The sequence below is a fragment of the Vibrio sp. 10N.261.51.F11 genome, assembly GCF_041471665.1.
Classification (GTDB): Bacteria; Pseudomonadota; Gammaproteobacteria; order Enterobacterales; family Vibrionaceae; genus Vibrio; species Vibrio crassostreae_C.
Window position 1 is genome coordinate 1 of record NZ_JBFROW010000094.1, and the last position, 3,594, is coordinate 3,594.

The window sequence follows — 3,594 nt, forward strand, 5'->3', positions numbered from 1 at the left end:
GCAACAGGCTGGCGTTTAGGCACTATCGGTATTCACGATGAGAACGTGTTCGACGATACACTTCGCTCATTCAGTGAAGCGACACAGTGCCAATTGGACGACCGTTACAAAACGCTAACTCCAGAGCCACGTGACATCAAATTCATCGACCGTATCGTTGCTGATAGCCGCAGCGTAGCATTGAACCATACTGCAGGTCTGTCTCTACCACAACAAGTACAAATGGCGATGTTTGCATTAACTTGTCTAATGGACTCAGAAGGTCGCTACAAAGCCGCTTGTAAACGCATCATCCGTGAGCGCTACACAACGCTTTACAAAAACATGGGTGTAGCAATCGAAGAGAACAAAGACCGTGTGGATTACTACACACTCCTAGAGCTAGACACGCTAGGTGGCAAACTTTACGGTCAAGAGTTTGTCGACTGGTTCAAAGCTAACGAGAAAGGTAAAGACTTCCTATTCCGTCTTGCTCACGAAACCGGCGTAATCTTACTACCTGGTAAAGGTTTCGACACAGTACACGCATCAGTACGTGTATCACTAGCGAACCTTACTCACCACGAGTACGAGCTAATCGGCCGTGCAACACGCACTGTATTGGATGAGTACTTCGCTGAGTTTCAAGACGCATAAGTTCAAGTCTGGCTTAGAATCAAATACATGATTTAAAGCCGATGACGTCCAACTCATTAAGAATAAGCCTCGGCGATGTCGAGGCTATTCCGACCAAATAAGCACAGTGGTTAGATCGATAAAACTTCCTATCTTGATGTTCCGTTGTGTTTATTTAGTCGTCTTATCCAAGTATTCAAATCCATTTCAAACTGAAAGAGCGACGCATGAAAAGCATTATTTCTATTCAATCTCACGTGGTTTACGGGCATGCAGGAAACAGTTCTGCGGTTTTTCCAATCCAAAGAATGGGACTCGATGTGTGGCCAATCCACACTGTTCAGTTCTCTAATCACACTCAATATCAACAAGGTTGGACCGGGCAAACATTCGGCTCAGATGATATTCGAAACTTGATTCGAGGCTTAGACAACATCAACGTACTGAAAGACTGTGGTGCGATCCTATCGGGTTATCAGGGAAGCGCAGACCAATGTAAAGCGGTTGCCGAGTCGGTTAATTTAGTTAAAGAAAAGAACCACAGTGCACTCTATGTTTGTGACCCTGTAATGGGTGACCCAGATAAAGGTTGTATCGTTGAGGATGGCGTTAGAACCGCCATTACTAAACACTTGCTTCCTATAGCCGATGTTATAGTGCCAAACCAATTTGAACTAAGTGAATTGACCGGCATTAAAATCCTCTCCCTTTATGACGCGGTTACAGCATGTAAGAAAGCATTGGAGCTTGGTCCAAAGATGGTGCTCGTGAAGCATCTTCACTCATTACCCGATGACGCGTTCAGTATGATTTTAGCAACGAAAAAGGCATGTTATTTAGCCCAACGACCGAACATTGAATTTGCTCAACAACCGGTTGGTGTCGGTGACCTTATCTCTGGCCTGTTTACCGCAGGGTTAATAAAGAGAATGTCTCCCGTAGCTGCATTCCGACATGCAAATAACGCGGTCTATGGTGTGTTGGAGCTAACTAAAAGCTATGGCACTTGGGAGCTACAAACAATCAATGCACAATATGAATTTGTAGAGCCTACCCACGATTTCAACGTGGTCAAAATCGGGTAGAGCGTTTAACTCCGATAGTGGTGGAGGGTGTACCTATTCGATGGGTCGCATCCTACAAACGAGATTACGAGCTAAGACTAAACCTAGCTATATTACTCCCAGAAAGAGACGGACTTCACTTTATCCCTATTTATTAACTTCTCTGTTTATAGCTGTTCTTTTGATTAAACAGAGTCTCTGAATCATTTTAGAGAACATTAAATGAGCCTAATTATGAACCGTCTAATTTCCTCGGGTTTTACCGTTGCTTTGTCATTACTTGTAGTGGCATGTAGCTCACCCCACACGTTGGATGTACGCGTACACAAAGACAATTACAAAGAAGTGGTTGTAGAAGAAGCGATATCAGTAAAAGAGCCATTGCGTATGTGGGCGAGTGAGAACCCAGACTTCTTATACTCTCCAATCGATCAAACAACGCCAATTAAAGTGTCAGGTGAGCAACTAAATATCTTAGCTTTGTCAGGAGGCGGCGCGAACGGAGCCTTTGGAGCCGGTATTTTGATAGGGCTGGAAGAATCTGGCCAATTGAAAGACTACTCAATAGTTACTGGCATCAGTGCAGGAGCGCTAATGGCACCATTTGTATTCATCGGCGGAGATGCATTTCCGAAGATGAAGGAGGTGATGTTAAACATCAATGACAAATCAGTGCTCGGCAAAAAGAACTTTTTAAACACCGTGTTTAAAGATGCTTTTACTGACGGTAAAAACTTGAATCAATTTATCGCTCAGGCGTTCCCTGAACCGATGATCGAGCAAATTGCTGCGCGACACCGCAACGGTAAGCGTTTGTTTATTGGTAGCACACACTTTGATTCTGGAGAGCTTGTCATTTGGAATGTGGGCGCAATTGCAAATAGTGACATGCCAGATAAGTCTGAACTTATATATAAGGTTTTAGCAGCAAGTGCTTCTATTCCTGGAGTCTTCCCACCGCAGTTTATCAATGTGAAGTACGAAGGTAAAAGTTATGAAGAACTTCACGTCGATGGTGGTTTAGCCGCTCAAGTATTTTTCAATCCATCTAACTTCGACTATCAGCAGATCTCAGATGCTCTTGGGTTAGAAAAACCACCACAGCTCGATGTTATTCGAAATGGAGCACTGAAAGCGCCGTACCACTCGCTGAGAGATAAGGGTCTAGATTTAGTAGCAAAGAGCGTATCAAGCCTGACTCTTGCTCAAACACGTGGTGATTTATATCGAATGAAATACATCAGTGAAATCAACAACATTGATATGCAATTTACTTACATCGAGCACGACTTTGGTTACGCCAAACGAACCAAAGACATGTTTGATGAACACTATTTATTAACCATATACGAATATGGTTATCACAAAGCAACTCAGGGCAAACCTTGGGTAACAGAATTACCTTAATTTAGGGATATCGTAAAATGAATAAAACAGTTTTAGCGCTACTTATCATGGCAACGTCTAGCGCTGCCATGGCACAAAATGTGACCTCAATGGAACAGCAAAAAGTCGATAACGACATGCTACAACTGGCCGACGTTCAACAAGAAGCGGCGTTGTTCATGGTTGAAGAAAATTCAGACTACGTGGAGATTGACTACATTGGTCAGTGGGTTGACGTGAACAATTACGTCACACACAAAGAAGCTAAAGAACGCCAGCTTCAAAAGACCACCAAGAAATACATTTACTCGCAAACAGGTGAAACTCTAGAATCCATCGAGCAGCGAGTTGCTGAGCATATTCAAGTGGACCAACCTAGATATTTCAGTGTCGATGTTTACCGTAATTACCACGGTGATTCTGGGGACTTTAACTATCTAGCTCGAATTATCGAATACATTTAAGTTATTCGTTTGACATCAACGATAAAACCTACTAGCTTAAGTAGGTTTTTTTGTTGTGCGCCGAG

The 3,594-nt window shown here is 43.1% G+C and carries 3 protein-coding genes and 1 pseudogene; all 4 read left to right on the top strand.

Annotated elements, in window-relative coordinates:
• Positions 1-636: pseudogene (locus tag AB4351_RS21245) on the top strand (bifunctional aspartate transaminase/aspartate 4-decarboxylase); the annotation flags it as partial.
• Positions 637-842: 206 nt separating this feature from the next.
• The gene (gene pdxY, locus AB4351_RS21250; protein WP_017060057.1) at positions 843-1,700 is read left to right on the top strand and encodes a pyridoxal kinase PdxY; all 858 of its coding nucleotides are present in this window, start codon (positions 843-845) and stop codon (positions 1,698-1,700) included.
• Between the two features lie 213 nt (positions 1,701-1,913).
• Positions 1,914-3,086: a patatin-like phospholipase family protein gene (locus AB4351_RS21255; RefSeq protein ID WP_372127091.1), complete on the top strand. Its 1,173-nt coding sequence runs from the start codon at positions 1,914-1,916 to the stop codon at positions 3,084-3,086.
• A 17-nt stretch (positions 3,087-3,103) separates the two neighbouring features.
• Positions 3,104-3,529, top strand: coding sequence for a hypothetical protein (locus AB4351_RS21260; protein ID WP_372127093.1), 426 nt, complete (start codon positions 3,104-3,106; stop codon positions 3,527-3,529).
• The last annotated feature ends 65 nt before the right edge of the window (positions 3,530-3,594 follow it).

What these genes read in the sequence shown, in the direction of transcription:
- AB4351_RS21260 (WP_372127093.1), top strand. Translation starts at nt 3,104, where the DNA reads ATGAATAAAACAGTTTTAGCGCTACTTATCATGGCAACGTCTAGCGCT.
- pdxY (WP_017060057.1), top strand. Translation starts at nt 843, where the DNA reads ATGAAAAGCATTATTTCTATTCAATCTCACGTGGTTTACGGGCATGCA.
- AB4351_RS21255 (WP_372127091.1), top strand. Translation starts at nt 1,914, where the DNA reads ATGAACCGTCTAATTTCCTCGGGTTTTACCGTTGCTTTGTCATTACTT.